Source organism: Thermocatellispora tengchongensis (assembly GCF_014202315.1).
Lineage (GTDB): Bacteria > Actinomycetota > Actinomycetes > Streptosporangiales > Streptosporangiaceae > Thermocatellispora > Thermocatellispora tengchongensis.
This window is the reverse complement of the sequence record NZ_JACHGN010000002.1, coordinates 595,467-620,153: the sequence shown is the minus strand read 5'-3', so window position 1 is coordinate 620,153 and position 24,687 is coordinate 595,467. Positions and strand designations below refer to the sequence as shown.

General features: G+C 72.0%; 25 protein-coding genes and 3 tRNA genes. 11 read left to right on the top strand and 17 right to left on the bottom strand.

Annotation, left to right across the window (positions count from 1 at the left end; all coding sequences use genetic code 11):
• Positions 1-44: 44 nt before the first annotated feature.
• The 3 genes from HNP84_RS06160 to dusB all read right to left on the bottom strand — a co-directional run bounded on the left by HNP84_RS06160 (position 45) and on the right by dusB (position 2,081).
• Positions 45-485, bottom strand: coding sequence for a MarR family winged helix-turn-helix transcriptional regulator (locus tag HNP84_RS06160; RefSeq protein ID WP_185048362.1), 441 nt, complete (start codon positions 483-485; stop codon positions 45-47).
• Complete coding sequence (locus tag HNP84_RS06155) at positions 482-862, bottom strand: hypothetical protein (protein ID WP_185048361.1); 381 nt, start codon at positions 860-862, stop codon at positions 482-484. The genes HNP84_RS06160 and HNP84_RS06155 overlap by 4 nt, the downstream gene beginning before the upstream one ends.
• Before the next feature lie 79 nt (positions 863-941).
• Positions 942-2,081, bottom strand: a complete 1,140-nt coding sequence (dusB, locus tag HNP84_RS06150) for a tRNA dihydrouridine synthase DusB (protein ID WP_312923964.1) — start codon at positions 2,079-2,081, stop codon at positions 942-944.
• A gap of 107 nt (positions 2,082-2,188) precedes the next feature.
• On the opposite strand from dusB, the gene HNP84_RS06145 reads away from it, so the two are divergent.
• The 4 genes from HNP84_RS06145 to HNP84_RS06130 all read left to right on the top strand — a co-directional run bounded on the left by HNP84_RS06145 (position 2,189) and on the right by HNP84_RS06130 (position 3,183).
• Complete coding sequence (locus HNP84_RS06145; RefSeq protein ID WP_185048360.1) at positions 2,189-2,842, top strand: ACT domain-containing protein; 654 nt, start codon at positions 2,189-2,191, stop codon at positions 2,840-2,842.
• An 87-nt stretch (positions 2,843-2,929) separates the two neighbouring features.
• Positions 2,930-3,002 (top strand) — tRNA-Gly (locus HNP84_RS06140).
• A 28-nt stretch (positions 3,003-3,030) separates the two neighbouring features.
• Positions 3,031-3,101, top strand: a tRNA-Cys gene (locus HNP84_RS06135).
• Positions 3,102-3,108: 7 nt separating this feature from the next.
• Positions 3,109-3,183, top strand: a tRNA-Val gene (locus tag HNP84_RS06130).
• 201 nt (positions 3,184-3,384) lie between these two features.
• On the opposite strand, the gene HNP84_RS06125 is transcribed toward HNP84_RS06130, so the two are convergent.
• The 5 genes from HNP84_RS06125 to HNP84_RS06105 all read right to left on the bottom strand — a co-directional run bounded on the left by HNP84_RS06125 (position 3,385) and on the right by HNP84_RS06105 (position 6,425).
• A complete protein-coding gene (locus HNP84_RS06125; RefSeq protein WP_185048359.1) occupies positions 3,385-3,963 on the bottom strand; it encodes an AfsR/SARP family transcriptional regulator in 579 nt (192 codons plus the stop codon).
• A 99-nt stretch (positions 3,964-4,062) separates the two neighbouring features.
• Positions 4,063-4,641 carry a hypothetical protein gene (locus HNP84_RS06120; RefSeq protein WP_185048358.1) on the bottom strand — a complete coding sequence of 193 codons (579 nt, stop codon included), beginning with the start codon at positions 4,639-4,641 and terminating at the stop codon, positions 4,063-4,065.
• A 27-nt stretch (positions 4,642-4,668) separates the two neighbouring features.
• On the bottom strand, positions 4,669-4,908 hold the full coding sequence (locus HNP84_RS57105; protein ID WP_246517818.1) for a Clp protease N-terminal domain-containing protein: 240 nt from the start codon (positions 4,906-4,908) through the stop codon (positions 4,669-4,671).
• A gap of 354 nt (positions 4,909-5,262) precedes the next feature.
• Positions 5,263-5,757: a DinB family protein gene (locus HNP84_RS06110; protein WP_185048356.1), complete on the bottom strand. Its 495-nt coding sequence runs from the start codon at positions 5,755-5,757 to the stop codon at positions 5,263-5,265.
• 41 nt (positions 5,758-5,798) lie between these two features.
• Positions 5,799-6,425, bottom strand: a complete 627-nt coding sequence (locus tag HNP84_RS06105) for an SAM-dependent methyltransferase (RefSeq protein WP_185048355.1) — start codon at positions 6,423-6,425, stop codon at positions 5,799-5,801.
• Positions 6,426-6,512: 87 nt separating this feature from the next.
• Between HNP84_RS06105 and HNP84_RS06100 the strand changes: the two genes are divergently transcribed.
• Complete coding sequence (locus HNP84_RS06100; protein ID WP_185048354.1) at positions 6,513-7,118, top strand: helix-turn-helix domain-containing protein; 606 nt, start codon at positions 6,513-6,515, stop codon at positions 7,116-7,118.
• 34 nt (positions 7,119-7,152) lie between these two features.
• Here HNP84_RS06100 and HNP84_RS06095 read toward each other — a convergent pair whose 3' ends face one another.
• The 4 genes from HNP84_RS06095 to HNP84_RS06080 all read right to left on the bottom strand — a co-directional run bounded on the left by HNP84_RS06095 (position 7,153) and on the right by HNP84_RS06080 (position 11,469).
• Entirely contained in the window at positions 7,153-8,184 is a 1,032-nt protein-coding gene (locus tag HNP84_RS06095; protein WP_185048353.1) for a zinc-binding dehydrogenase, read from the bottom strand.
• A complete protein-coding gene (locus HNP84_RS06090; protein WP_185048352.1) occupies positions 8,181-9,359 on the bottom strand; it encodes an amidohydrolase in 1,179 nt (392 codons plus the stop codon). Before HNP84_RS06090 ends, HNP84_RS06095 begins: the two co-directional genes overlap by 4 nt.
• Before the next feature lie 14 nt (positions 9,360-9,373).
• On the bottom strand, positions 9,374-10,567 hold the full coding sequence (locus HNP84_RS06085) for a dipeptidase (protein WP_185048351.1): 1,194 nt from the start codon (positions 10,565-10,567) through the stop codon (positions 9,374-9,376).
• A 122-nt stretch (positions 10,568-10,689) separates the two neighbouring features.
• Positions 10,690-11,469, bottom strand: coding sequence for an IclR family transcriptional regulator (locus HNP84_RS06080; protein ID WP_185048350.1), 780 nt, complete (start codon positions 11,467-11,469; stop codon positions 10,690-10,692).
• A 217-nt stretch (positions 11,470-11,686) separates the two neighbouring features.
• Here HNP84_RS06080 and HNP84_RS06075 point away from each other — a divergent pair, with 217 nt between their 5' ends.
• Both HNP84_RS06075 and HNP84_RS06070 read left to right on the top strand, forming a co-directional pair.
• On the top strand, positions 11,687-12,997 hold the full coding sequence (locus HNP84_RS06075; RefSeq protein ID WP_185048349.1) for an MFS transporter: 1,311 nt from the start codon (positions 11,687-11,689) through the stop codon (positions 12,995-12,997).
• A 46-nt stretch (positions 12,998-13,043) separates the two neighbouring features.
• A complete protein-coding gene (locus HNP84_RS06070) occupies positions 13,044-14,423 on the top strand; it encodes an MFS transporter (protein ID WP_185048348.1) in 1,380 nt (459 codons plus the stop codon).
• 21 nt (positions 14,424-14,444) lie between these two features.
• Here HNP84_RS06070 and HNP84_RS06065 read toward each other — a convergent pair whose 3' ends face one another.
• Together HNP84_RS06065 and HNP84_RS06060 are read right to left on the bottom strand one after the other, a co-directional pair.
• Positions 14,445-15,677, bottom strand: a complete 1,233-nt coding sequence (locus HNP84_RS06065) for an RNA polymerase sigma factor (protein ID WP_185048347.1) — start codon at positions 15,675-15,677, stop codon at positions 14,445-14,447.
• Positions 15,678-15,682: 5 nt separating this feature from the next.
• The gene (locus tag HNP84_RS06060) at positions 15,683-16,066 is read right to left on the bottom strand and encodes a YciI family protein (protein ID WP_221335953.1); all 384 of its coding nucleotides are present in this window, start codon (positions 16,064-16,066) and stop codon (positions 15,683-15,685) included.
• Between the two features lie 248 nt (positions 16,067-16,314).
• Here HNP84_RS06060 and HNP84_RS06055 point away from each other — a divergent pair, with 248 nt between their 5' ends.
• A complete protein-coding gene (locus tag HNP84_RS06055) occupies positions 16,315-17,541 on the top strand; it encodes a serine hydrolase domain-containing protein (RefSeq protein ID WP_221335886.1) in 1,227 nt (408 codons plus the stop codon).
• A 91-nt stretch (positions 17,542-17,632) separates the two neighbouring features.
• Here the strand turns inward: HNP84_RS06055 and HNP84_RS06050 are convergent, their stop codons facing one another.
• Positions 17,633-18,868 carry a serine hydrolase domain-containing protein gene (locus HNP84_RS06050; protein WP_185048345.1) on the bottom strand — a complete coding sequence of 412 codons (1,236 nt, stop codon included), beginning with the start codon at positions 18,866-18,868 and terminating at the stop codon, positions 17,633-17,635.
• Positions 18,869-18,949: 81 nt separating this feature from the next.
• Entirely contained in the window at positions 18,950-19,996 is a 1,047-nt protein-coding gene (locus HNP84_RS06045; protein WP_185048344.1) for a serine hydrolase domain-containing protein, read from the bottom strand.
• Between the two features lie 328 nt (positions 19,997-20,324).
• On the opposite strand from HNP84_RS06045, the gene HNP84_RS06040 reads away from it, so the two are divergent.
• On the top strand, positions 20,325-21,455 hold the full coding sequence (locus HNP84_RS06040) for a serine hydrolase domain-containing protein (protein ID WP_185048343.1): 1,131 nt from the start codon (positions 20,325-20,327) through the stop codon (positions 21,453-21,455).
• Positions 21,456-21,527: 72 nt separating this feature from the next.
• Here HNP84_RS06040 and HNP84_RS06035 read toward each other — a convergent pair whose 3' ends face one another.
• Positions 21,528-22,151 (bottom strand): hypothetical protein, encoded by a 624-nt coding sequence (locus tag HNP84_RS06035; RefSeq protein ID WP_185048342.1) that lies wholly within the window; start codon positions 22,149-22,151, stop codon positions 21,528-21,530.
• Positions 22,152-22,437: 286 nt separating this feature from the next.
• On the opposite strand from HNP84_RS06035, the gene HNP84_RS06030 reads away from it, so the two are divergent.
• Both HNP84_RS06030 and HNP84_RS06025 read left to right on the top strand, forming a co-directional pair.
• A complete protein-coding gene (locus tag HNP84_RS06030) occupies positions 22,438-23,280 on the top strand; it encodes an alpha/beta hydrolase (RefSeq protein ID WP_185048341.1) in 843 nt (280 codons plus the stop codon).
• A gap of 63 nt (positions 23,281-23,343) precedes the next feature.
• Complete coding sequence (locus HNP84_RS06025; protein WP_185048340.1) at positions 23,344-24,387, top strand: alpha/beta fold hydrolase; 1,044 nt, start codon at positions 23,344-23,346, stop codon at positions 24,385-24,387.
• Positions 24,388-24,687: the final 300 nt, after the last annotated feature.

The following is a 24,687-nucleotide window of genomic DNA, read 5'->3' as shown; positions in this document are numbered from 1 at the left end:
AGATCCCCATTCTCGCGGCCCCTCGACCGTCAACGTGGCGTGCCCTATGAGCCGATCGCGTAGGACCGGGCGATGAGGTCGGCCATCGCGCGCTGGAAATCGTCGCGTCGTTGCCGGCTCCATCCCGCGGTCAGCTCGGCGAAGACCTTCTCCTGCCATGCATGGGCGTGCCGTAGCGCGGTGCGACCGGCGGGCGTGACGGACACCTCGCGTCTGCGGCCATCCGACGGCGCCGTCGTCATCGTCAGGTAGCCGGCCTCGACCGCGCTCTTGATCAGACGGGACGCGCCGCTCTGGTCGATGCCGATCTCGTCGGCGACGGCGTTCACCGTCGCGGGCTCGTCGCGGCCGGCCAGAGCGGCGACCGCCTCGGTCACCAGCACGAGCCGCCCCTGCTCGGCGATGGAAGCGTCCCCCGCGGCCGCACGGCGTGACCAGTACCGCACGAAAGCGAACAGGAGCTGCCCCGGCCCCGCCGCGCTCATTCGGTCGCGGCCATTTCGCGGCAGATGTAGGCCAGCTCCAGGGCCGATCTCAGATCCGGCAGCCGCAGCGCGGCCGTGACCTTCGCGCCCGCGACGCGGAACACCGTCGCCACGCGAGTGGGAGTCTGGTCGCCGGGCCAGGTCGCGTCCTCCTCGACCACCATGAGCCGCTCGCTGATCGGGTGCCATGAGCGCGGCACGAGCCGGATCCCCGAACGATCCACCCAGTCCGCGAACTGGTCGGGCGTGATCGGGCCCGCGCCCTTCGGGCCGAGGACGACGACCGGATCACCGACTGCCGCCGCCGCCCGGGAGAGATCACCGGCGTTCACGCCGGCATGCCACTCGTTGATGGCGTCTTCCAGTTCCGATTCCATGACCAAAAGCGTATGCGAAACGCATACGTTTCGTCATACGCTTCCGCAAGTGCGCCGACAACCTCCCGGCCGGCGACGACTAGCCGCCGGACACGTCGCTCTCCTCCGTGACGACCCCGCCACGGGTGTCGTCCAGCCACCCCTCCGGCAGCAGCACCTTGTCGCGCGGATTGGACTTCCCCCGCGGCCCCTCGGCGGCCGCGGGCCACGGCTGCGTGTGGTCGAGCTCGGCCAGCCGCTCCCGCAGCTCCTCCAGGCTCGCCGCGGTGGCCAGCCCGCGCCGCGTCTCGGCGCCCACGGTGAACCCCTTCAGGTACCAGCCCACGTGCTTGCGGAAGTCGGCGATCCCGTGGGGCTCGCTGCCGAACGACTCCACCAGCAGCTCGGCGTGCCGCGCCATGACCCGCGCGACCTCGCCCAGGTCCGGCCGGGCCCGCTCGGCGGACCCCTCCATGGCGGCGGCGAGGTCGCGGAACAGCCAGGGCCGCCCCAGGCACCCGCGTCCCACCACGACGCCGTCGCAGCCCGTCCGCGCCATCATCCGCAGCGCGTCGTCGGCGCTCCAGATGTCGCCGTTGCCCAGCACCGGGATCTCGGTCACGGCCTCCTTGAGCCGCGCGATGGCCTCCCAGTCGGCCTCCCCGCCGTAGTGCTGCACGGCCGTGCGCCCGTGCAGCGCGACCGCCGCGATCCCCTCCTCGACCGCGATGCGCCCCGCGTCCAGGTAGGTCAGATGCCGCTCGTCGATCCCCTTGCGCATCTTCATCGTGACCGGCAGCCCCCCGGCGGCCGAGACGGCCGCGCGCAGGATCGCCCGCAGCAGATCCCGCTTGTACGGCAGCGCCGCCCCGCCCCCGCGCCGGGTCACCTTCGGCACCGGGCACCCGAAGTTCAGATCGACGTGATCCGCCAGCCCCTCCTCCGCGATCATCCGCACGGCCCGCCCGACCACGGCCGGATCGACCCCGTAGAGCTGGATGCTCCGCGGCCACTCCCCCTCGGCGAACCGGATCATCGCGAACGTCTTGCGGTTGCGCTCGGCCAGCGCGCGGCTCGTGATCATCTCCGACACGAACAGCCCGCCGCCCTGCTCCCGGCACAGGGCGCGGAACGGCGCGCTGGTGATCCCGGCCATCGGCGCCAGCACCACCGGCGGCCACACCTCGATGGCCCCCACCTTCAACGCCGCGACCGCGCGGCCACGCACCCCGTCGTCCACCCGCCCTTTCTACCCCACGCCGCCGCACGCCCGCCCCCTGGATAAACTCCCACCGAACGCTCCGTCGCGTCAGACCCGCTCCCCGACCACCCCGGAAAGGCCGCGCCATGCTCCTGCGACTGCGGATCGCACTGCCCGACAGGCCCGGATCGCTCGGGCAGGTCACCCGGGTGCTCGGCGTCGCCGGGGCCGACATCACCCAGATCATCGTCCTGGAGCGCGGCGACGGCCGCGCCGTGGACGACCTCACCGTCTTCTGGCCCGACTCCGAACCGCGCGAACGCCTCGTGGAGAGCCTGCGCGGCGTCGAGGGCGTCGAGGTCGAAGGCGTCTGGGCCACCCGCGAGGCCCCCGGCACCTACCCCGAGCTGGAGATCCTCAAGTACATCACCACGGCCGGCGACCGCGCCCTGGCCACCCTGATCGACTCCATGCCGGTCCTGTTCAGCGCCGACTGGGCCGCCGCCGGCACCGAACGCGAGCCGCACACCGTCATCCACTCAAGCTGGCGCGCCCCCGAGCAGATCCCCTTCCCCGAGATCCCCGCCCGCCCCACCGCCACCACCCTGGACTCCGGCCTGCACGTCATCGCGGCCCCCCTCCCCCCGCTGGCCCTGGTCCTCGTCCTGGCCCGCGCCGCCGGCCCCGCCTTCCACCGCATCGAGGTCCACCGCCTCACCCGCATCCTGGAGATCTTCCTCACCCTCCCCGCCGTCGAGCGCGGCGTGGCCCGCCAGCTCCGCAAAGCCGCCATCGACTGACCCGCCCCGCCTCACTTGGTTAGGCACCACACGGAAAACCCGCTAGAGTTCTCTTCGTCGCCACCGGAACGCCACCGGGGCCGACACGCGGACGTGGCTCAGTTGGTAGAGCATCACCTTGCCAAGGTGAGGGTCGCGGGTTCGAATCCCGTCGTCCGCTCGAAGAGGTCTGACGCAGGGCCTCGCTCGGTGGAGTGGCCGAGAGGCGAGGCAGCGGCCTGCAAAGCCGCGTACACGGGTTCAAATCCCGTCTCCACCTCGAACAGGGGCGATTAGCTCAGTGGGAGAGCGCTACCTTGACACGGTAGAGGTCACTGGTTCAATCCCAGTATCGCCCACCACCGAATCCCCAGGTCACCGGCCTGGGGATCTTCTTTTTGAACATCGATGACCATGGAAACGGGAGCAGACCGCTCCCCCAAGAGCGCTGCCCGACCCTCGCACGGGTAGAGGTCACGCGCCGCTCCCTACCGGAGTTCCGGTCGCGATCGCCTCCAGGCAGGCGAAGCGGGAGCATGCGCAGGTCCTGGCGCTCCACCTGCTCACCCGGCCGCCTTGCGCATCCGCGCCCAGTACCGCTGCAGACCCTTCACCAGACGCGTCCGCATCACCTCGGTGACATGGCTGTAGCGTCCGGAAATGCCCTTCATGCGGTGCCCCATCCGCTCGCAGGCCAGGACATCGGGCACGTCGAGCTCGTCCAGGATCGTCTTGTGGTGGTGGCTCAGCCTGTGGAAGACCGCCCCTTGCAGGATCGGTGCCACTGGCTCCTCAGCCTCAGGCTGCCCGTCGCAGGCCGAGCGCCAGATACGGCGGCAGAAGTTCGAGCGCCGCAGCACTCCCCCCATCGACTCGAACGCGCGGCGCAGGAACGAGATGTGACTCTGCAAGGTGTTAGTCACGGTGGGCGGCGAACTGCCCGCCCAGACGACGTCGATGAGGGCGTCACTGCTCATCACCTTGCCCTCCTTCACGGCAAGCGCGGCCAGAATGGCCTTTCTGAAAGAGCCCACGATGTCCTTCGCGACCCCCTCAACGACGATGTCGACTGGCCCCGAGAAAACGAACCTGGTAACGCGCATCCGCCGCAGCTCCCCGCCCTTGACCATGAAGAAACTCACCGCTGCGCAACCCCTTGTCCCCCCGTCGGCATCGGCATTCCGATCGGCTCCGTAACGGCAGGCGTTCCATACGGTTCCACCGCCCGGTTCCAGGGCGACCTACATGAAAGACGGCAGTCGCCAGTAAGGGCCGTCGAGCAGTTCGAAGTCGACGCGCACGCCACTTTCCAGCTCGATCACGGCCAGGCACGCCGCTGTGATCTCCACGGTCGCCTCCGCCTCCTCGCTGTCGTACCCGCACGCCAGCAGGTCGGCGTAGCGGCCGATGGGGCCCAGGTCATCCCTGCCGAGGGTGAAGGGCAACCCGTCGGGGTGGGGGTCGTCCAGGTGGCCTTCGGCGTTCCCGTAGCGCACGTACACGCTGGTGTTGCCCTCGATGTCGCAGGCCAGGCTCCAGTACCGGAACCCTTCCCCGGCGAGCCGGTCGATCCTCGCGTCATGGAAGCCGGCCGGGCTGGGTTCCCAGATCAGGACGCCGGCGCCGACCTCGTAGAGGGACAGGCCGGGATCGCCGGGGTGCGGCCGTCCAGGAGGCGACAGCGTGGCGGGGTCGCCTCCCAGGCGGCGAGCCGCGTCCTGCACGGTGAGGACGCCGGAGTCGGGGATGGTCACCGTGAACGCGAAGCAGTCCAGGTCGTTGACCAGCTGGGTGTAGTGGGCGATGATCTCGTCGAACATGGAGATCACCGTATGGCTGAAGCGAGTTCAGAGGGCGCCGCCGTGGAGGATCTTGATGACTCGGTCGCGGGTCTGTCGCAGGCCGACCCCCAGAGCCTCTGATACCTCCTCATGGAGGAGGGCGAGCAGGAGATGCTCGGTGCCGACGTACCGGTGCCCGAGCCCGGCCGCCTCGTGGCGGGTTAGCTCCGTGATGCGGCCGAGGTCCGTGCCTATCGGGCGGGTGCGCCTGTCTTCGAGGTCGACGCCGAGGCTGTTGAGCGTCATAACTGCCACGCCCTCGTTCAGGCGGGCAAGAGTCGTCAGCAAGTGCTCGCCCGTGACACGGTCATGGCCCTGACCTCGCGCTTCACTCGGCGGGTGTTGGACCTGGCCGGTCCCCCCCCGCCCCCGAGCCGTCACGGCCGGGGGCGATCGAACGTTCCCGAACTCCAGAAGGTGCACGCCGCCCCGCACGCCTGGGCACCGTCAGCCCCCACAGCCGCCCGCAAAACGACCGACGGGAGTGTCCGGGCAAGGGACCTCCCGCAAGGCGGATGAGGAGGTTGTAGTACACGTCAGCCGGCATGACCGCGAGAGCCACGAGCCCGCGGACGACAGCGGCCGACAGAAGGTGGTGGGTCAGCGGCCGGTCGAGCCGTCGATCAGTTCGCGGAGGATGTCCGCGTGGCCCGCGTGGCGGCCGGTTTCCTCGATCATGTGGGTGAGTGCCCAGCGGGCGCTGGGGGCGGGGCGGCCCGGTCGCGGGCGAGGGATTGGTGCGGCGAGGTCGGTGCATCTGTCGAGCACGTCGTTCGCGCGCTCGACCGTCTCGCGGTAGCGGGCGACGACGCCGGCCACGCTGTCGGCCGGTGCGGCCTGGAACGTCGCCTGCCAGTCGGTGACGTCCTCGCCGAGGAAGATCGAGCGTTCGACGAAGGTCAGGTGGTTGAGCAGGCCGAGCAGGTTCGTGCCTGAGGGCACCGCGGCCGTTCGCGCCTGGGGTTCGGGGGCGCCGTCGACCTTCGCGGCCACTGAGGTCCGGAGGTAGTCGAGGAATCCGCGCAGGACCTCGGCCTCGCCGCTCCCGGTGCGGGGCGGCGGGGTGTCGCGGCGGCGGCGCACGGTGTCGGCCATGGTGGTCTTCTCCCTTCCTGGGACGGCGCTGTTCGGCCGTGTCAGGCGGTGCGGTGGATGAGCAGCACGTGGTCGGTGACCTCGGCGGTGCGCCCGTCCGGACCGGTCGCGATCCTGCGGGGTGCGTCCGCCCGCTCGACCGTCCACGTCGCCGGGTCCAGGTCGATGCCCGCCGCGACCTCCCTCGGGCTCGGGTGCCGGACGCCTGGGTCCTGGTTCCACGACCACGGCGCGGTCGAGCCGTGGTCGACGACCAGCAGCCGCCCGTCCCTGCGCAACGCGTGCGCGGCCGAGCGCAGGACGGCCGCCCTGTCCAGGTCGAAGGGGGTGTGCAGGTAGTGCGCGCAGATCAGGTCGAATTCGCCGGACGGGAAGGACCCGCGCAGGTCGTGCCGTACGGCGGTGACGCGGTCGTCCAGGCCGTTCGCGCGGGCGAGTGCCGTGAGCCGCTCGACCGCCACGGCCGAGATGTCGGTGGCGGTGACGTGCCACCCCTGCCCGGCGAGCCACAGGGCGTCACCGCCGCCGCCGCATCCGAGGTCCAACGCGTCGCCGCGCGGCAGGCTCGCGACCACTTCGGTGAGCCGGACATTCGGCCGCGGATCGGTGGCCGCCGGTCGTGCCGCGTGCACGCCGTCCCAGAATGTGGCCGCCTCGGTGCCGTTCATCGAACCTCCGTCCATCGGTGTCGGCTCAGTCTCGCCCGGCACGCACCGACCTGGCACGGAATCTTGCGGTTCCGGCAAGATGGCAGGGTGGACCATGAACTGGACGAGGTGCTCGATGCGGTGGGGCCGCGACTGCGCGCGCTGCGTCGTCACCGCGGCATCACCCTCGCCGAGCTGGCGACGACGACCGGCGTGTCCGAGAGCACCCTGTCCCGGCTGGAGAGCGGGCAGCGCCGGGCGACCCTGGAGTTGCTGCTGCCGCTGGCCCGTACGTACAACGTTCCGCTGGACGAGCTCGTAGGCGCCCCGCGCACCGGCGACCCCCGGATCCACCTCACGCCGATCCGGAGGTTCGGGATGACCTTCGTGCCGCTGTCCCGGCGGCCCGGCGGGGTGCAGGCGTTCAAAATGATCATCCCCGCCCGGCCGGAACCGCTCGTGCCGACCCCGCAGACCCACGACGGCTTCGAATGGCTGTACGTGCTCAACGGCAACCTGCGGCTCGTCCTCGGCGAGCGCGACCTGACGTTGCCGCCCGGTGAGGCGGCCGAGTTCGACACGTCCTTGCCGCACTGGCTGGGCAGCGCCGACGGCGGCGTCGTCGAACTGCTCATCCTGTTCGACCCGCAGGGGATGCGCACGCACATCCACGCCGACCCGCACCGGCCCTCTCACGGCCGAAGCCGACGGTGAACGCGACGAGAGACGCCGGTGCGCCGGCCGGGTGTCAGTCGATGGTCAGGACGACCTTGCCGAACCGCTCGGAGGAGACCAGGCGGGCCTGTGCGTCGGCGGCCCGCTCCAGGGGGAAGACGGAGTCCACCAGCGGACGCAACGCGCCGCCGGCCAGGTGGGGCAGGAACTCGGCGATGTCCCGGGCGCCGGCCGTGTGGGCGCCCAGGATGGTGATCTCGCGGCGGTAGATGTTCCACAGGTCCAGCTCGACGCGGGCGCCCGTGTGGGAGCCCATGCAGACCAGCCGCCCGCCGTGGCGCAGGGCGAGGATGGACCGCTGGAACGTGGCCCTGCCGACCGAGTCGTGTGCCACGTCGGCGCCGCGGCCGCCGGTCAGGTCGCGGACCGCCTCGTGGAACTCCGGTGTACGCCGGTAGTCGATCACCTCGTCGGCGCCGATCTCGCGCAGGCGGCGCTCCTTGTCCGGCGTGCCGGTGGTGGCGATGACCCGGGCGCCCAGGAGCTTGGCGACCTGGACCGCCGCCGAGCCGACGCCGCTTCCGGCCCCCGCGATCAGCACGGTCTCCCCCTCCGCGACGGCGGCTCTGGTGGCGAGCATGTGCCAGGCCGTCATGTACGCCGTCATGGCGGCGGCCAGTTCGACGTGGCCGAGGTTCGCGGGGGCGGGCAGGACGTTGTGCCGGGGCACGGCGATGTACTGGGCGTAGGTGCCGTCCATGTGCTCGCCGATCACCTTCAGCGACGGGCAGGCGTTGTCGGCCCCGGCCCGGCAGGCGGCGCACGCGCCGCACACGATCATCGGGCTGAGCAGGACCTTCTGCCCCGCCTCCAGGCCGTAGGCCCGGTCGCCGGGATCGGCGACCTCGCCGGCGCCCTCCACGCCGAGGATGATCGGGCACGGCGCCTCCGGGAAGCCGCCCTCGCGGATGATCACATCCGCCCGGTTCAGCCCGGCCGCGCGCAGCCGGACCAGCACCTGCCCCGGACCGGGGACCGGGTCCGGAACCTCCTCGATCCGCACCGCCTCGGGGCCGCCCCACGCCCGTACGATCCCGGCCTTCACACGGCCGCTCCGGACCTGCTCGCCCGGCCGGCGATGAGCCGGGCGCGGACGACCTCGGAGGTGGCGAGGTCGGCGACCGTGAGCGCCATGGCCAGGCCGCCGTCCAGCACCGCGAGGTCGCCGGTCGCGGAGCCCGCGGCGGCGGCGAACCCCGCGGTGTGGTTGCCGTGCTCGGGCGGGGCGTCCAGGGACAGCACCGGGTGGATGGAGGGCACGTGGTGCGAGACGTTGGCCATGTCGGTCGAGCCGAGCGCGCGGTCCTCGTAGTCGGGGAAGGTGCGGCCCAGGGCCTCGGCGTTGGCCTGGAACAGCCGCGCCAGGTCGGGGTCGTGCCGGAACTCCGGGCAGCTCAGCAGGGGCTCGCCGACCTCGATCTCGACCCCCGCTGCCAGCGCGCCCGCCTCGAAGCAGGCCCGTACGCGCCGCCAGGTCGCGTCCACCTGGGCGAGGGTGTCGCAGCGGATCATGCACTCGATGACCGCCCTGCCGGGGATGATGTTGACCGCGGCCCCGGCCTCCTTGACCACGTAGTGCACCCGGACGCCGTCGGGCAGTTGCTGGCGCAGCAGGCCGATGGCGGTCTGGGCGATGACGGCGGCGTCGGCGGCGTTGCGGCCCTCACGGGGGCGGGAGGCGTGGGCCTCGCGCCCGGTGTAGGCGATCTGCCACATGCGGGTGGCGCGGATCTTCGGGGTGACCATGTCCTTGAGGGTGGGGTGGACCATCATCGCGGCGTGCAGGCCGTCGAAGACGCCCGCCTCCAGCATGAGCACCTTGCCCGCCCCGCGCTCCTCAGCCGGGGTGCCGAGCACCCGTACCGTGATGCCGAGCTCGTCGGCGACCTCGGCCAGGGCCAGGCCGGCGGTGACGGCCGCGGCGGCGATGACGTTGTGCCCGCAGCCGTGGCCCACCCCGGGCAGGGCGTCCATCTCGGCGCAGATGCCGATCTCCAGTTCGCCGGTGCCGGCGGTGGCGACGAACGCGGTGGGCAGGCCGGCCACCCCGCGTTCCACCGAGAACCGGCCGCCGGCGGTCAGCGTGCGCACCAGCAGGCCGGCGGTCTCGTGCTCCTCGAAGGCGAGTTCGGGCCTGGCGTTGACGGCGCGCGACAGCGCGGTCATCTCCGCGGCCCTGTCGCGCACGTACGCGGTGATGCGCTCCTTCACGTGCCGCATGCTCCTGCTCCCCCTCACCAGATCTCGCCCAGGACGCGGAGGATGTTGCCGCCGAGGACCGCTTCGATCTCGTCGTCGTGGTACCCGTGCTTGACCAGCCAGCGGGTGACGTTGCCGAAGAACTCCCCCGGGTTCTCCGCGCCGTCGACGAACTCCACCTCGGGGAAGTCCAGCAGCCCGGCGGGCCGGATGATCCGGGAGACGTCCAGGCCGGCCGCGAGCGCGTGGTGGAAGCCGACGTGGTCGCCGAAGAAGGTGTCGGGTCCGAAGGCGACGTGCTCGATGCCCATCAGGTCCACGCAGTAGCGGAAGTGGTCCATGACCGATTCGAGCGTGTGCCGGGGATGCTCGCGGGAGAGCGTGGTGTGCGGCGCGGCCTCGATGCCGAGCACGCCGCCCGAGCGCGCGCAGGCCAGCAGCACGTCATCGGGTTTCATCCGGGGCGTGGGCCAGACCGCGCGGGCCCCGGCGTGGGTGATCAGGACGGGCTTGTCCGACGCCTCGATGGTGTCCAGGGCGGTGCGGTCTCCGGAGTGGGAGACGTCGATGGCGACGCCGATGGCGTTCATGCGCGCCACGGCCCGCCTGCCGAAGAGCGTCAGCCCGCCGTCGCGTTCCTCCTTCAGGCCGCAGCCGAGCGCGTTGGCCTCGGAGTAGGCGATGCCCATCTGCCGTACGCCCAGGCCGTACAGGATGTCGATCCGGTCGAGCTCGTTCTCGATGGGCGTGGCCGACTCGGTGCCCATCACGAAGGCGAGGTTGCCGTCGCGGTGGGCGGCGAGGATGTCGGCCACGCTCCGCGCCACCACCACGCCCTCCTGGTGGGCGATGTCGGCCAGCCGCATGCCGAGCGCGGTGATGGCGTCGTCCCACTTCCAGCCGGACGGGCTCGCCGCGCCGACGACGCCGAGCAGGTTGTCGAACACGGCGGTCAGGCCGGATCGGCGCAGCGTGCGGTAGGCGGTGTGCTCGCGGGCGCCACGGACGTACTCCATGGTGCGGGCCGGGTCCTTGGGCAGGATCTGCGGGTGGTCGTGCAGGCTGATCACGATGCTGGACCGCATCAGCTCGCGGGCCCGGGCCTCCTGCTCCTCGTCCAGCCCCAGGTCCAGCCGGCTGAGGCGGGCATCGGGGTCGGCGAGCTCGATGGCGGGCGGGCCCGCGGGGAGGTACGGGTACGACTCGCGGGTCGGTGCCGGATCTGACATCGGCGGCTCCTTTGCCGGTTGCGCGGCACGACGCCCCTGTTGTTCCTCTATGTTGAACGCCGTGCCGTATTCAGGTACACATCCTGAGCATGGAACCGCCGTGTGGTCAAGAGCGCGGGGTCTCAGAGCAGGCGGAGGTTGGCCGAGATCTCCTCGGCCGCGGCCACGACAAGGGGCCCCAGCTCGGCGACGCGCGGCTCCGTGAGGCGCATGAGCGGGACCGACAGGCTCAGCGCCGCCGCCGCCACGCCCGACTTGCCGGTGATGGCGGCGGCCACGGCGCCGACCTCGGGCCGCCACCAGCCGCCGTCGTTGACCGCGTAGCCGCGCTCGCGGGCGGCCGCGATGGCGGCTTCCACGGCCGCGCGCCCGGTCGGCGTGCCGGCCGTCACGGCCGAGAGCCGCTCGCGCAGGACCGCGTCGACGTCGGCCTGCGCCGACGCGGCCAGGATCGCCACGCCGGCCGCCGAGGCGTGCAGCGGCACCCTCGCCCCGGTCTCGATGAACGTGCGCACCGCCTGGGTGCCGTCCTGATGGGCGACGATCACCAGGGAGCCGCCCTCGCGCACGGCCAGGTGCACGGTCTCGCCGGTCACGTTGCGCAGCCGCTCCATGGGCGTGGCGGCGGCGTCGCGCAGGGTCTGGCCCACGTCGGCGCGCAGGCCCACCATCAGCGGCTTGGCCGTCAGCGTCCAGTGGCGCCTGCCGTTGGCGCTCAGGCACAGCCAGCCGGCCTGCTCCAGCGTGACCAGGGCGCGCTGCACCGTGCTCTTGGGCAGGTCGAGCGCGCGAGCGAGGTCGGACACGCCGATCGGCTGGCGCAGCGACACCTCCTCCAGCACGCGCAACGCCATCAGCGCGCTGTTGGACTCGCGCCCGGTCGCCTTCGGCCTGTCGCTCATGCGCCTCTCCCGTCTGCGGGCGGTCGCGCCCCCGGCGTGTGTCGCCGGTGTTTCCCGTGCGTCAACTCCGCGGCAGGGGGTTGCTTTCCGCTCCGTCACTTGTCAGTCTAATCCGGTTCCCATATGTGGCACATCGGCTCACACAGCGGCACAGACGCTTTCCGGTGTCCACCGCCTTCCCTAGCCTCGCATCACTCCGGCAGCCAAGGAGCCTCCCATGCGCGAGCGCCAGAGCCCCACGCTCGTACTCGCCGCCACGTCGTTCGGCAACTTCGTGGAGCTGTTCGACTTCGTCATCTACGGCTACAGCTCGACCGTGATCGCCCAGCAGTTCTTCTCCTCCGACGAGCCGCTCACCGCCCTGCTCGCCGCCTTCGCCGTCTACGGCATCGCCTTCGTCACCCGCCCCATCGGCGGGGCCGTCCTCGGCGGCCTGGCCGACCGCGTCGGCCGCCGCCGCATGCTCGCGATCGTCATCGGCCTGATGGGCGGCTCCACCGCGCTCATCGGGCTGCTCCCCTCCTACGACAGCGTGGGAATCCTCGCCCCCGTGCTGCTGGTGGTCTGCCGCCTGGCGCAGGGTCTGTCCGCCGGGGCCGAGTACACCGGCGCCTCGGTCTACGCCTACGAGACCGCCCCGCCGGGCAGGCGGGGCGCCCGGCTCGGCTTCGTGGCCGCCTTCACGCTCGTCGGGGCCGCCGCCGCGGCGCTGACCGTGCTCGCCATCACCGCGATCTCGCCGGAGGCGTACGCCGCCTGGACATGGCGGGTGCCGTTCGTCATCGGCGGCCTGCTGGCCTTCGCCGGGCTGGTGCTGCGCCTGCGCCTGGAGGAGTCGCCGGCCTTCCGGCATCTGCAGGCCGAGCGGAAGGTCACCAGGACCCCGCTGCGGGCCGTGCTGCGCGAGCGCGCGCGGGTGCTGGCGGTGCTGGTCGCGGTCTTCGCCTACGGCGCGCTGGCCAGCCACACCGTGGTGGCCTTCCTGCCCGCCTACCTCACCAACTCCGTCGGCATGGACGCGCGCCCGATCCTGCTGATCAGCAGCGTGATCCTGGTCGCCGGCGGCCTGACGGGGTGGGGTGCCGCGGCCCTGTCCGACCGCGTCGGCCGCAAGCCGTTGATCGTCGGCGGCGCGCTGGCCGCCGCCGTGCTGACCCTCCCGGCGTACGTTCTGGCCGGCAGCGGGTCGATCCCCGGGGCCGCCGCCGCCATGGCGCTGCTGCTCCTCCCCCAGGCCGCCGTCGCCACGGTGGCGACCGTCTCGGCGATCGAGTCGGTGAGCCCGAGCGTGCGCTCCGCCGGCACCGCGGTCACCTACAACGCCGCGTACGCCCTCTTCGGCGGCACCGCGCCGTTCGCCGGCACCGTCCTGGTGGCCGCCTTCGGACCGATCGCACCGGCGTACTACCTGATCGCGCTGGCCGTCGCCGCGCTCGTCGCGACCGCGGTCCTGCTCCCCGAGACGTACCGCTCGGCCGCGCCGGGCGAGACGAGCCCGGTCAGCACGCCTGCGCACCCCGGCCGCTGACGCCACTCCATCCCGAACTCCATCCCGAAGTGAGGATCGGACCCGCATGCCCGTCCCGGCCGCGGCCGAGGCCCGCACCGGCTTCGGCGCCCGCCTGCTCGCCCCGCTGTACCTGTCCGTCACCCTCAACCCGGTCAACAGCGCGATCCTGGCCACCGCGCTGACCGACATCGGCGCCTCGCTCGGTGTCGGGCTCGCCGCCGCGTCCACGCTGGTGGCCGCCCTCTACCTGGTCAGCGCCGTGGCCCAGCCGTTCCTGGGCCGGCTCGCGGAGCGGTACGGGGCGCGGCGCGTCCTGCTGGCCGGTCACCTGCTGGTCCTCGCCGGGGCGGCGGTGGCGATGGCCGCGCCCTCGCTGCCCTGGCTGCTCGCCGCCCGCTGCCTCATCGGCGCCGGCACCTCCGCCGCCTACCCGTGCGCGATGGCGATCGTGCGCGCGCGGGCCGACGAGCGGGGCGGCGAGGTGCCGCGGGGCGTGCTCGGCGGGCTGGCGATGTGCAACCAGCTCGCCGTGGCGCTCGGCCTGGCCTTCGGCGGTGTCCTTGTGGGCGCGGGCGGCTGGCGGTGGACGTTCGCGGTGAACCTGCCGCTGGCCGCCCTCGCCATCGTCACCACCCTGCTGTACGTGCCCGCGACCCGGGGCGGCCCCGTCCGCGGGCGCACCGCGCTGGGCGCGCTGGACCCGCTCGGAGTGCTGCTGTTCACCGTCGCCGTCACCAGCGGTTTCCTCGTGCTGCACGCCTTCCCGGCCCCGAGCCCGTACGCCCTCGCCGTCTGCGCCGCCTCCTCCGTGGCCCTGGTCGCCTGGGAGCTGCGCGCGGCGGCGCCGTTCGTCGATGTCCGGGCCCTGGCCGCGACCCCGGCCCTGCTGTGGACGCACCTGCGCAACGCCCTGACGTACGTCACGGTGTACTCGGTGCTCTACGGCTTCGGCGCCTGGCTCGGCTCGCGGGGCGGGTACCCGCCCGGCACCGCCGGGCTCCTCCTGCTCCCGATCTCCCTAGGCGGAGCCGCGGCCTCCGCGCTGGCGGGCCGGATGCGCGCCCCCCGGCTGCCGCTCGTGCTGTGCGGCGCGGCCACCACCGCCGGGGCGGCCCTGCTGGCGCTGGTGTCGCCCGGCGGGGGCGTGGCCCTGCCCCTCGCCGTGGCCGCCCTGTTCGGCCTGGCCATGGGGCTGGGCGCGGTGGGCAACCAGCAGACGCTCTACCAGCAGAGCCCTCCCGCCGAGACCGCCTCCTCGGCGGGGCTGCTGCGCACGTCCATGTACCTCGGCGCGACCGTCTCCTCGGCCCTCATCGCGGTCGTCCTCGGCCCGGCCCCGACCGGCGCCTCCCTGCGCGACCTGGCCCTCATCATGCTCGTCCTCGGCGCCGCGCTGACCGCGCTCCCCTTCGCCGACCGCCACCTGCGTCCCGGGCCGCGTTGACTCCCCTCACGGTCCATCACCTCACCCGAGCCGGTGCGCCTGGGCGGTCAGGTAGCGGCGGTGGCGCAGGTTGGTGGCGAGTCCGGCGGCCCGGGCGTAGGCCGCGCGGGCGGCCTGGTGGTCTCCGGACATCTCCAGCAGGTGCGCCCGCGCGGCGTGCAGCCGGTGGTCGCGGGCCAGGCGCGGGTCGTCCAGTCCGTCGAGCAGGGCCAGGCCCGCGGCGGGCCCTTCCGCCATGGCCACGGCGACGGCGTGGTTGAGGCGGGCGACAGGGCTGGGCGAGAGCCGTACCAGCAGCCGGTACAGCGTGGCGATCCGCGGCCAGTCCGTGGCCGCCGCGCTCGGCGCCTGGTCGTGCAGCGCGGCGATGGCGGCCTGCACCTGGTACGGCCCGACGCGTCCGCGCGGGAAGGCCCGTGCGAGCAGGGCCTGGCCGCGCTGGACGGACTCGGCCTTCCACAGGCTCCGGTCCTGCTCCCCCAGCGGGATCAGGTCGCCGTGCTCGGTGGTCCGCGCCGGGGCGCGGGCGTCGGTGAGCAGCATCAACGCGAGCAGCCCGGCCACCTCGCCGTCGTCGGGGAGCAGCCCGTGCAGCGTCTCGGCCAGCCTGATCGCCTCGGCCGCCAGATCGGGACGGTGCAGGTGCGGGCCGGACGTGGCCGCGTACCCCTCGGTGAAGATCAGGTACAGCACGTGCAGGACGCTCTGCAGCCGCTCCTCGCGCTCGTCCTCGGGCGGCATCCGGAACGGAACACCGCTCGCCTGGATCGTCCGCTTCGCCCGGGTGATCCTGCGGGTCATACTGGCCTCGGAGGTCAGGAACGCGCGCGCGACCTCCGCCGTCGTCAGCCCGCCCACCGCCCGCAGCGTCAGGGCGATCTGCGAGGACTGCGACAGCGACGGATGGCAGCACAGGGTGAGCAGGATCAGCGTGTCGTCCTCCTCACGGGCCGCGGCGTCGGCGGCCGGGCCGATCCGCTCGTGCGGCAGCACCCGGCTCGCCACGACGTCCTCGCGCCGCCTGCGGGCCTGCTCGGCGCGCAGCAGGTCGGTGAGCCTGCGCGCGGCGACCTGGATCAGCCAGGCCCGCGGCCGTTCCGGCACGCCCTCGGCCCGCCACTGCCGCGCGGCGGCCAGCAGCGCCTCCTGGACCGCGTCCTCGGCGCAGTCGAAGTGCCCGTAGCGGCGTACGAGCGCGCCGAGGACCTGCGGCATCAGGCGACGCAGCAGGCCCTCGATGGAGTCATCGCTCATACGGGTCAGTGCTCGACGTCCTCGGCCCAGTCGGCGATCGGCCGGATGACCGTGCCGGCGGCGGGCTGCGGCCCGGGACACTCGTTCAGCCGCGCGGCGATCTCGGTGGCCCGGTCGATGCCGTCGCACTCGACGATCCAGTACCCTGCCAGCACCTCCTCGGTCTCGGCGAACGGGCCGTCGGTGACGACCTGCGCGCCGTCGCGGAGCCGCACCCGGCGCGCCAGCACCGGAGCGGTCAGCCCCTGCGTCTCGACCAGCTCCCCCGATTCGGCCAGTTCAGCGGTGAACTTGGCCAGGAAGTCGCCGATCGCCGCCACGTCCTGCGCCGAGGCGCCCGTCTCGGACATGGCGTCGTAGTCCCGCTGCGAGCCGTAGCTGAGGATCATGTACTTCAACTCGTTCCTCCCGTCCTCGGCGCTCCGTCGGCGCCCTCACCTGAGACGTCGGAGCGGGCCAGGCCGACCGGACACGTCAAGGCCCGCGATTTCGGCGCCGCGCCGCCCGGGGCACCGGTGACCACCGTCGGCCTGGAACCCGGCCGGGAGCCTCCCACTCGGCTGTTCCCTCCTGGTAACCGGCCTCCCTGTTGCATACCTCACAGCAGCGGATCACAAGGTCTACCCAGGGGGTTTTCGTGCGCATCACCAGCACCTCGATGTGCCGCCGGCCCGGCGTGCGTCTTCTGGCGGTCGCCGCGGCCACCGGGCTCGTCATGACGACAGCGGCGCCGTCGCCGTCGCTCGCGCTCTCGTCCCGCCCGCTCGGGGCCCCGGCCGAGGCGGAGGGGACGATTCCGGACCGGCTGCGCGACGACGTAAGGGCCGTGCGTGCGACCGGGGTCGTGGGCGTGCTCGGCGAGGTCGGCACGGGGTCGAGACGGACGGTCGCGCGCAGCGGGGTCGCCGACCGGAGGACCAAGGAGGCCATGCCACCGAACGGCCACTTCCGGATCGGCAGCACCACCAAGACCTTCGTCGCCACGGTCGTGCTCCAACTGGCCGGGGAGGGCAGGCTGTCGCTGGACGACACGGTGGAGAAGTGGCTGCCCGGGGTCGTGCGCGGAAACGGCAACGACGGACGCGAGATCACCGTACGGCAGCTCCTGCAGCACACCAGCGGCATCCCCGAGTACCTGCGACCGGCCACCTCGCCGGAGCAGTGGCGCCGGGAGCGGTCGCGCACCTGGCGGCCCGAACAGCTCGTCGCGCTGGCCGTGCGCAAGAAGCCGTCCTTCGCCCCCGGCGCGGAGTGGGGCTACTCCAACACCAACTACGTGCTCGCCGGCATGATCATCCGCAGGGTCACCGGGCGCGGCTGGGATGAGGAGGTCGAGCGGCGCGTCCTCACCCCGCTGGGCCTGCGGCACACCCTCATCCCCGGCGCCGATCCGCGTCTGCCCGCGCCGCACGCCAGGGCGTACGCGCGGTTCACCCCGGACGGCGCGTTGACGGACGTCACCGAGCACGACCAGACCCTCGGCGACGCGGCCGGAGCGATGATCAGCACCACCGGCGACCTCAACCGGTTCTTCCGCGCCCTGCTGGGCGGCCGGCTCCTCCCGCCGGCGCAACTGGCCGAGATGAAGAAGACCGTTCCGGCCAAGGCGCTGCGGGCCATGGGGGTCACCGGGGCCGCGTACGGACTCGGGCTCATGTACCGCCCGCTGAGCTGCGGCGGCGGCTACTGGGGCCACGGCGGTGACGAGATCGGCTTCAGCACGAGAGTGGGCGTCACCGCGGACGGCGGGCGCGGCGTGGCCGTCGAGACGACCTCTCGCTCGCTCGCGGACCTCCGAGCCGCGCAACGCACCAACCAGGCGCTGTCGGCTCTGGTCGATCACGCTCTCTGCGGCGCCGCCTGACCGTTCGCGCTCCCGTCTCCTCCCCGCCGCCGGGTCGGGCCCGTCCCCGAACGATCGGGGACGGGCCACCCGCGGTCGCGGCGGTGCCGGGCTAGGACGTGCTACCGAAGACGGCCTCGCGCTCCCGGCTGATGATGGACTGGATGTCGAGGTCGTAGTTGCACAAGATGATCCCGATCCAGTCGCTGTCGCGATAGATGGTCCAGTTGGCGTTCCCGCCCGCGATGCCGCCGCCGTGCCCGAACAGCCGCTGGTCGTTGACGAGGTGGGCGGTCGCCCCGTACCCGGAGAATCCCTGGTCCGAGCCCGTCGGAGGGGTGGAGCCCGGCCGTGGCGGGATGGGGATCTTCGAGCCCATGTACAGCTCCGTCCAGGCGCGGTTGTGGCGGAGCAGCTTGCCGCTCTCCAGGGCGAGCGCGAAACGTACCAGGTCGGGGGCCGTGGAGAAGCCGCCGCCGCCTCCGGAGCCGAGCCAGGAACGGGCCGCGTTGGTGCCCTCTCCGCCGTTGATCGTCGCGCCCGCGTCCAGGTTGCGCACGCCGTCCACCCGGGAGCCGTCGCGCTGGTAGATGTACGGATGCGCGATGCGCTCGTCGGTCAGCCAGTCGTGCCGGGTGTAGTACTTGGAGCTGGTCATCTTGGCCGGGGCGAAGATGTTCGCGGCGATGTAGTCGTGGATGTAGGTCCCGGTCAACGTCTCGACGACCTCGCCCAGGATGGAGAACCCGAGGCTGCTGTAGGCGTGTCCGCTGCCGGGGGTGAAGGTGGTCTCGGCCCTGCGGTGCATCTCCTTGCGGAAGGCGATCTCCTCCTCGACGCTGCTGGTGACGCGTTTTATGTCCACGCCCTCGGCGTAGTTGGACAGCCCGGAGGTGTGGGTGAGCAGGTGGTGGATGGTGACGTGGTCGGCGACGGAGCGTGAGAAGCCGTCCAGGTACGTGCCCAGCGGCGCGGTGAGCCGCAGCTTGCCCTGTTGCGCGAGTTGGATGATCGCCAGGCCGGTGAACGGCTTGGCGGTGGAGGCCAGGTTGTAGATGGTGTCGATCCTGTTGGGGACCTCGCGCTCCTTGTCCGCCATGCCGTAGGCCCGGGCCAGTACGGTCTTGCCCCGATACGCGACGAGTACGGTGCCGGAGAACTCGTCCTCGTCGGCGAGGTTCTTCAGGAACCGGTCGTAGTCGCCGCCGGGGCGCAGCGCCTGCGGAATCCGGCCGGCGCCGGAGGATCGGGCCGACGCTTCAGCGGTCCGCGTGAGAGCGGCGGCGAGGGGAACGGCCCCCAGCAGGCCGAGCGCGAGACGCCGTGAGGGCCGATCATGTCCAGTCATGCATGCACCTTTCAACGAGTGCTAAACGCGGAACGGTGACCCGGTCCGAGGGGTCACTTCGGGCAGGTCGCTTCGGGCAGGTCACTTCGGGCACAGCACCGCCTCGGCGGCCCGCTGGATGGGGGCGGTGAACGTGCCTCCGGGGTCCTTGACGCTGGTCGTGGCCGACACGGCCAGTTGCAGACGGCCGTCGGCCGAGGTGAAGGTCATGCTGATGGAGCCGAGTCCGACGCCCCTGGCGCCGTCCACCTTGCCCCCGCACAGAGCCGGCCGCTGGTTCCCGGTGATCACCTGCCGCAGGTTCGCCGGCAGCAGCCTGCCCTGCGCGAAGGCGCGATGGAAGTCGGTCATGTCCTCGGCCGTGGAGATGACACCGCCGGCCGCCCACAGGCTGGTCGCGTTCTGCCGGTCGATGTCGCGCACGCTCCCGTCGGGCTGGGCCAGGTAGCCGTGCCCGTGCGGGCCCTTGATGCCCTGTCCCGGTTCGGTGGGCAGATAGGTACGGTCCATCCCGAGCGGTTCGAAGAACCGCCGCTCGAACTCCTCGGCCAGGGTGTTGCCGGTCAGCTTCTCGATGATCATGCCGAGCAGGATGTAGTTGATGTTGGAGTAGGCGAACTTCTCGCCCGGATCCTGCTGTCGCGCCTGGGAACGGGAGACCTTCAGCAGGTCGATGGGAGAGTGGTGGGTCGTGACGTCCCACGGCTCAAGTCCCGGCCGGCCGGCGTAGTCGGGGATGCCGGAGGTGTGGTCGATCAGTTGCCGGATGGTGATCTCGTTTGCCCGCTCCACGAGATCCCGCTCGGCCACGACCGGCAGGACCTCGCTCAGCTTGTCATCCACGCCGAGCTTCCTCGCCTTGACCAGTTGCAGCAGCGCGGTGGCGGTCATCCGCTTGGTCTCGGAGCCGATGCGGTAGCGCGCGTTCGACGGGATCTTCCCGCCCTTGCCGCCGAGCAGACGGGAGCCGGCCGAGCCGCGGCCGATGCGCTTGCCGTCGTAGAAGGCCTCGCCGATGACGCCCACGATCCCTGCGTCTTCCGCCAGGACCTCCAGGGCGCGCTGGACGTCGCCGATCCGGGGCCGGGTGGTGGCGCCGGCGGGAGGCGTGACGCTCAGTACCAGCATCGCGCTCGCCATTCCCACGCCGAGGGCGGTTATCGCTCTATTCAGCACACGAATCCTTCCTGAACGGGGACAGGCGCGCCGCCGAGTCGTCCGGATAGAACCGGCCGGCGGGCGCGCCGACATTCGACGGCCTCTTTTCTGCACCGGCGAACGTTTCCGCGGCGTTTCCGGCACCACGGCCGGGAGCGGTTCCACCGGAAACGCGGAGGAAACCTCCGCTGATCTAGACAGGTTCGGCGTAGCCGGCGCGGCTGAGGCGTCCACGCTCACGCCGGCGCTTCTCTCGCGTTTTCCCCGCAAAAGGTTCACTGACGAAAAGGATCGGCGTGTGAGGACTGAGAAAACCAGGAACGTGATCGGCCTGGCCTGCGTGCTGCTGGTGCTCGGCGCCCCGATGCCCGCCGCGGCGGACGCGGGACGGCCCGTACCGGGGGATGTGCAGCGGGCGTTGACCGCCCTGGCCGCGAACCCCGCGGTGGTCGGAGCGATCGGCGAGGTCTACTACGACGGCAAGCCCGTCGGCAAGGGCTCGGCCGGCTCCCGCCTGCTCGGCGGCCAGGGCGGGAAGATCCCCTCTGGCGCCCGCTTCCGCATCGGCTCCCAGACCAAGGCCATGACCGCCACCGTGGTGCTGCAGCTCGTCAAGGAGAACAGGCTCGCCCTTGACGACAAGCTAAGCGACCTGCTGCCCGAACTCGCCCGGCAGGACCTGGTGGAACTGGCCGACGAGATCACGCTGCACCACCTGATCAAACACACCTCCGGCATTCCGGACTACTTCCAGCCCCACCTGCTCGACTTCTTCGACTTCACCACCCGCTACAGTCCGATCGACCTGGTGAAGGTGTCCCGCGGCCAGTCCCGGCAGCAGAAACCGGGTGAGAGGTTCGCCTACTCCAACACCAACTACGTGCTCCTCGGCATGATCATCGAGAGGCTGACCGGCGACACCCTGGCCGCCGAGTTCGACCGGCGCCTGTTCAAGCCGCTGAAGATGAGCCGCACCTACCTGCCCACCCAGCCTGGGCAGGGGATCAAGGGCCCGCACGGCCACGGCTACTACCCCGACGCCGACGGCAGGCTGCGCGACATGGACCGGTTCAACCCCGGCTACTCGTTCGCCGCCGGAGGAGTGATCTCGACCGCTCGGGACATCAGCACCTTCCACCAGGCGTTCAGGCAGGACAAGCTGCTGCCGCCGGAACTGCGGAAGGTGCTCACCGACCCGCCCCCCGGCGCTCCGGCCCCGCCGCCGCCCGCCGAGCGGCTGTGCGGCGGCGACCCGGTCATCAGCCAGAGCTCCGGCGGCGCGCCCGGGTACAACGCGACCACGTTCAGCTCGCCGGACGGACGCCTGCAGTTCGCCCTGTCCACCACCTTGGCGGTGCCGAACACCGACCCCGCCGTCACCTCACTGGTCGAGCAGGCCGCCGAAGCGGTGCTCTGCCCCGCGGAATAGGCGCGCCGGTCCCGGGCGCACGGCATCCCCGGCATCTCGCGGCGTCTCACGGACGAAGCAGCCGAACGTGGTTCAGGCGTATCCGCCCTCCCTCGCCCAGAACTCGTAGTCCTTGGCGAAGGCCCGCTCCCAGCCGGGGTCGAAGTAGTCGCGGATCACCTCCGCGGCGGTGTACGTCACCAGGTACTCCACGCGCCCGTCCGGATCGCCGGGGTCGGCCCATTCGGCGAGCGCCGGCCACTCCCCGTACGTGGTCAGCTCCCTGGTGATCAGGTCGTGCAGGAACCGCTCCGGGTCGGTGCCGGACCGGAGGACGCGCCGGATCCGCGGTGCCAGCTCCGCGGCGAGTTCGCCGAGCGTCAGCTCCAGCCCCATGTAGTACCTGACGGGATGGAAGTAGTCGGACTTCGGGGGCTGCAGCAGCCGCAGCCGGCCGTCCTCTTCCCACACCGCCTCCGCGGTCAGCCCCGGCATCTTCCTGAGATCGACCGGGCGCACGCACTCGCCCCACGTCCCCGTGCCGTGAACGACCGACAAGGCATGGTGCTCGAAGTCGTCGTCGGGCTCGGGGCTGTCGGGATGCCCGAGATACCACGCCTCGATCCGGTCGCCGCTCTGGTGGGCGAGAACGATGTGCACCTCGGAGGAGAAGTACAGGCCGAACTGGTCGGTGTAGAGGGTGACGGTCGTGGTCACGGATCTCTCCGGCGGAGACGCGGTGTGCGGATTCCTCGGGGACATGGCTGCTCGCGATTTCAGCGTACGCGTGGGACGCCGGGAGTGCCGGGCTCGTCCGGGATATCGCCTGATGGTGGTGGCGTAACCCGTTGATTCGCCCTTCCTCATGGTGACAGCCCACATGGAGCGGCCCGGGTCACCGGACTAGGTTCTGCTGCATGAGTGCTGAGAGGCCGGCGGCGGATCCTGGGAGTACACCAGTGCGTTCGGTGCGCAGGACGCTCGGTGGCGGTTGGAGCGTGCCATGACCGCGTACCGGCGGGTTCGCGTCCCGGTGCCGGGCGGCGAGCTGATGGTCGGCGTGTGGGGCACCGGTACCCGGGCGGTGCTGGCCGTGCACGGCGTGACGGCCTCGCATCTGGCCTGGCAGCTCGTGGCGGAGCGGTTGCCGCAGGACACCGTGCTGGTCGCGCCGGACCTGCGCGGGCGCGGCGACAGCGGCGCGCTGCCGGGTCCGTACGGGATGGCGCGGCACGCCGACGACTGTGTGGCGGCTCTGGACGCGCTGGGGTGCGCCGACGCGGTGGTGGCCGGGCACTCCATGGGCGGCTTCGTGGCGTTGGTGCTGGCCGACCGGCATCCCGAGCGGGTGCGGCGGCTGGTGCTCGTCGATGGTGGCGCGCCGCTGCCGCTGCCGCCCGGTGACACGCCCGAGGCGCGGCTTTCCGCGGTGATCGGCCCGGCCGCCGCCCGGCTCACCATGCGGTTCGCCGACCGCGACGCGTACCGGGCGTACTGGCGTTCGCACCCGGCGTTCGCGGACTGGACGGCGGCCATCGAGTCCTATGTGGACTACGACCTGACCGGCGAGGCGGGGTGCCTGCGCAGCAAGGCGTCGGCGGAGGCGGTCCGGGAGGACTCGATCGACCTGTACAGCGGCGACGCGCCGGCGGGCGCGTGGTCGCGGCTGCGGCACGAAGCGCTGTTCCTGCGCGCCGAGTACGGGATTCTCGGCGCGGCGCCGGCCCTGTACCCGGACCCGGAGCCGATCGCCGCCCGGATGCCGGTGCGCACCATCGACGGCGCCAACCACTACACGATCCTGCTCGCCGCGCCCGGCGCCGCCGCGGTCGCGGCAACCCTCTAGGCAGTCGCCTCGGTTGAAAGGAACGACTCGGTTGAAAGGGACGACTCGGTTGAAAGGAACAACGTGACCACCCTGCTTCCCGGCGTGACCGCGCGTCGCATCGACACCAAGCGGCTGACCGTCAACGTGCTGGAGGTCGAGAACCGTGCCGGCGCGCCCGTGCTGTTCGTCCACGGGAACGTGTCGTCGAGCCTGTTCTGGCAGACGACGATGCTCGCGCTGCCGGAGGGTTTCCGCCCGCTGGCGCTGGACCTGCGCGGATTCGGCGACACCGACCCGGAACCGGTGGACGCCACCCGGGGGCTCCGCGACTACGCCGACGACCTCGCCGCGCTGGTGTCCGCGATGGACCTCGCTCCGGTGCACCTGGTCGGCTGGAGCATGGGCGGCGGCGTGCTGATGCAGTACCTGCTCGACGACCCGGGGGCGATCGCGTCGCTGACGCTGGTGAACCCGGTGTCGCCGTACGGTTTCGGCGGCACGCGCGGCGCCGACGGCGAGCTGTGCCACCCGAGCGGCGCCGGCTCCGGCGCCGGCGGCGCGAACCCCGAGTTCGTACGCCGGCTCGCCGACGGCGACACCGGCGAGGAGTCCCCGCTGTCGCCGCGCCAGGTGCTGCTCGCGCACTACGTCAAGCCGCCGTGCGTACCCGAGCACCTGGACATGCTGGTCGAGTCGATGCTGTCCACGCGCACCGGCGACGACCACTACCCGGGCACCGCCGCCACCACGGGCGACTGGCCGGGGATCGCGCCGGGAGAGCGGGGCGTGCTGAACACCATGTCGCCCGTCCACTTCCGGATCACCGGCCTGTCCGCCGTGGACCCCAAGCCGCCGATCCTCTGGGTGCGCGGCGCCGACGACGTGATCGTCTCGGACACCTCGCTGTACGACCTGGCGTACCTGGGGTCGATCGGCGCGGTGCCCGGGTGGCCGGGCGCGGAGACGTTCCCGCCGCAGCCGATGATCGCGCAGACCCGCGCGGCGCTGGACACGTACGGCCGCTACCGCGAGGTGGTGATCCCCGACTCGGGCCACGGGCCGCATCTGGACCAGCCGGCCGCGTTCCGCACCGCGCTCGTCGAACACCTCACATCGACCGGCTGAGGCCCATCCATCCGGCCCGGGTTATAGATCGAAACTCTGGAGAGCCTAAAATCTGGATAAAAACTGTGACCACGCCGCACGCGTCCATTTGATCAGCCGACGCCCTTTTCCCGCCCGGTGAGCGCCGGAAAGGCGCCGTCAAGAGGCGTGTCAAGAGGGGCTCGATGCCGGGAAGCGGACGTCGGCGGGCGCCCAAGGGCACGCAAAGCTCAAGTTATGCTGCCAAGTGGCTGAATCCCCTAGCGGGCTCGCCGAGCAAGGACCGGCCCGAAGCACGCCGGGTGTCCGCCGTCCCGAAAG

What these genes read in the sequence shown, in the direction of transcription:
- HNP84_RS57105 (WP_246517818.1), bottom strand. Translation starts at nt 4,908, where the DNA reads ATGACGCTCAACAGCCTCGGCGTCGACCTCGAAGACAGGCGCACCCGC.
- HNP84_RS06075 (WP_185048349.1), top strand. Translation starts at nt 11,687, where the DNA reads ATGCGCGAGCGCCAGAGCCCCACGCTCGTACTCGCCGCCACGTCGTTC.
- HNP84_RS06085 (WP_185048351.1), bottom strand. Translation starts at nt 10,567, where the DNA reads ATGTCAGATCCGGCACCGACCCGCGAGTCGTACCCGTACCTCCCCGCG.
- HNP84_RS06110 (WP_185048356.1), bottom strand. Translation starts at nt 5,757, where the DNA reads ATGGCCGACACCGTGCGCCGCCGCCGCGACACCCCGCCGCCCCGCACC.
- HNP84_RS06155 (WP_185048361.1), bottom strand. Translation starts at nt 862, where the DNA reads ATGGAATCGGAACTGGAAGACGCCATCAACGAGTGGCATGCCGGCGTG.
- HNP84_RS06030 (WP_185048341.1), top strand. Translation starts at nt 22,438, where the DNA reads ATGACCGCGTACCGGCGGGTTCGCGTCCCGGTGCCGGGCGGCGAGCTG.
- HNP84_RS06050 (WP_185048345.1), bottom strand. Translation starts at nt 18,868, where the DNA reads ATGACTGGACATGATCGGCCCTCACGGCGTCTCGCGCTCGGCCTGCTG.
- HNP84_RS06105 (WP_185048355.1), bottom strand. Translation starts at nt 6,425, where the DNA reads ATGAACGGCACCGAGGCGGCCACATTCTGGGACGGCGTGCACGCGGCA.
- HNP84_RS06045 (WP_185048344.1), bottom strand. Translation starts at nt 19,996, where the DNA reads ATGCTGGTACTGAGCGTCACGCCTCCCGCCGGCGCCACCACCCGGCCC.
- HNP84_RS06065 (WP_185048347.1), bottom strand. Translation starts at nt 15,677, where the DNA reads ATGAGCGATGACTCCATCGAGGGCCTGCTGCGTCGCCTGATGCCGCAG.
- HNP84_RS06080 (WP_185048350.1), bottom strand. Translation starts at nt 11,469, where the DNA reads ATGAGCGACAGGCCGAAGGCGACCGGGCGCGAGTCCAACAGCGCGCTG.
- HNP84_RS06160 (WP_185048362.1), bottom strand. Translation starts at nt 485, where the DNA reads ATGAGCGCGGCGGGGCCGGGGCAGCTCCTGTTCGCTTTCGTGCGGTAC.
- HNP84_RS06070 (WP_185048348.1), top strand. Translation starts at nt 13,044, where the DNA reads ATGCCCGTCCCGGCCGCGGCCGAGGCCCGCACCGGCTTCGGCGCCCGC.
- HNP84_RS06060 (WP_221335953.1), bottom strand. Translation starts at nt 16,066, where the DNA reads ATGATCCTCAGCTACGGCTCGCAGCGGGACTACGACGCCATGTCCGAG.
- HNP84_RS06145 (WP_185048360.1), top strand. Translation starts at nt 2,189, where the DNA reads ATGCTCCTGCGACTGCGGATCGCACTGCCCGACAGGCCCGGATCGCTC.
- HNP84_RS06090 (WP_185048352.1), bottom strand. Translation starts at nt 9,359, where the DNA reads ATGCGGCACGTGAAGGAGCGCATCACCGCGTACGTGCGCGACAGGGCC.
- HNP84_RS06120 (WP_185048358.1), bottom strand. Translation starts at nt 4,641, where the DNA reads ATGTTCGACGAGATCATCGCCCACTACACCCAGCTGGTCAACGACCTG.